2 protein-coding genes and 1 pseudogene are annotated in these 1,558 nt (G+C 73.9%); 2 read left to right on the top strand and 1 reads right to left on the bottom strand.

All coding sequences use genetic code 11. The features are described from left to right. On the bottom strand, positions 1-264 hold a 264-nt coding region (locus tag ACWGIU_RS37585; RefSeq protein WP_453712540.1), incomplete at its 3' end, for a glycosyltransferase. A 114-nt stretch (positions 265-378) separates the two neighbouring features. Here ACWGIU_RS37585 and ACWGIU_RS37580 point away from each other — a divergent pair. Together ACWGIU_RS37580 and ACWGIU_RS37575 are read left to right on the top strand one after the other, a co-directional pair. Next, positions 379-1,284 carry a response regulator transcription factor gene (locus ACWGIU_RS37580; protein ID WP_453712539.1) on the top strand — a complete coding sequence of 302 codons (906 nt, stop codon included), beginning with the start codon at positions 379-381 and terminating at the stop codon, positions 1,282-1,284. Further along, positions 1,277-1,558 (top strand): annotated as a pseudogene (locus tag ACWGIU_RS37575) (two-component sensor histidine kinase); the annotation flags it as partial. The gene ACWGIU_RS37580 and the pseudogene ACWGIU_RS37575, both read left to right, overlap by 8 nt.

Here is a 1,558-nt window from a genome sequence, read left to right as displayed (position 1 = left end):
GAAGCAGACCAGGTCGGCGCGGGCCGCGAGGAGCCCGGCGTGGCAGGCGGCGCCGAAACCGCGCCGCCGCTCGTGCACGACGGTGGCGCCCAGGCTTCGGGCGATCTCCGCCGAGCCGTCGGTCGAGCCGTTGTCGACGACGATGGCGCGCCACCCGGCCGGCACACGCGCCAGCACCCAGGGAAGCGCCTGAGCCTCGTCGAGGCACGGCAGTACGAGGTCCGCGCGCGGCGGAGCACAAGCTGATGAAGTCACCCTCCACACCGTAGGAATCGGAACCGGGAAAAAGGGGGCCGTAGACCTTACGAAACGCGGACACCGTTCCGTAGGAGGGGGTCTGCGCCTCACCCGGGCGCGGGCGGGTGGCAGCCTGGGGGCATGGCAGTGAGCAATACGGAGAGTACAGACGAGGGACCCGGAGCCGAAGGGATCGCCCGGGCCGACACCCAGGCCGGTGCCGCGGACGATACCCAGGCCGGGGCCGCGGCCGGGGCCGCGGACGGCGCCGCGGCCGGCGTCCAGGGCAGCGTTCTGGTCGTGGACGACGATCCGACGGTCTCGGAGGTCGTGGCCGGGTACCTGGAGCGGGCCGGTTTCGCGGTCCGCCTGGCGGCGGACGGCCCGGCCGGACTGCGCGCCGCCGAGGAGCACCGGCCCGACCTGATGGTCCTCGACCTGATGCTCCCGGGGATGGACGGCCTGGAGGTCTGCCGCCGGCTGCGTGCCGGGGAGAACGGCCGCCGGCCCGTCCCCGTCATCATGCTCACCGCACGCGGCGACGAGGACGACCGGATCCTGGGCCTGGAGGTGGGCGCGGACGACTACGTCACGAAGCCCTTCAGTCCGCGCGAGCTCGTGCTGCGGGTGCGCTCCGTACTGCGCCGGGCGCAGGCCGGCGCCCCGGCCGATGCGCCGGAGGGGGGTCCGGAGGGTGCTCCTCGTCTCGCGGTGGCGGGCCTGGTGCTCGACCCGGCGGCTCGCCGGGTCCACAAGGACGGCCGGGAGCTCGCGCTCACCCTGCGGGAGTTCGATCTCCTCGCCCACTTCCTGCGTCACCCCGGCCAGGTCTGCGACCGGGAGCGGCTGATGCGCGAGGTCTGGGGGTGGGACTTCGGGGACCTGTCGACGGTGACCGTGCACGTGCGGCGGCTCCGCGGCAAGATCGAGGACGATCCGGGGAGCCCCCAGTTGATCCGGACCGTCTGGGGCGCCGGTTACCGTTTCGAGGCGGCCCCGGACACCGGGTCCGAACACGCCTTCCGAACGGAGGACGGTCATGCGTGACCTTCTGCTGATCGCCCTGTACGCGCTCCTCGGCGCGGGCGCGGCCGGCCTGCTCGGGGCCGTGGCCCTGCGGATACTGCGCCGACGCAGCGTCGCCGTCTCCCTCGCGATCGTCGCCGCGGTCGCCGTGTCCGCGATGCTCGCGGGGACGCTGACCGTGGCCTGGGCGATGTTCCTGTCCTCCCACGACCTGGCCGTCGTGACCATGGTCGTCGCGACGGCGGCAGCCGTCTCGATGGCCACCGCGCTGCTGCTGGGCCGCCAGGTCGTGCGG

The sequence above is a fragment of the Streptomyces sp. NPDC054840 genome (assembly GCF_053611065.1).
This window is presented reverse-complemented; position numbering and strand designations above follow the sequence as displayed.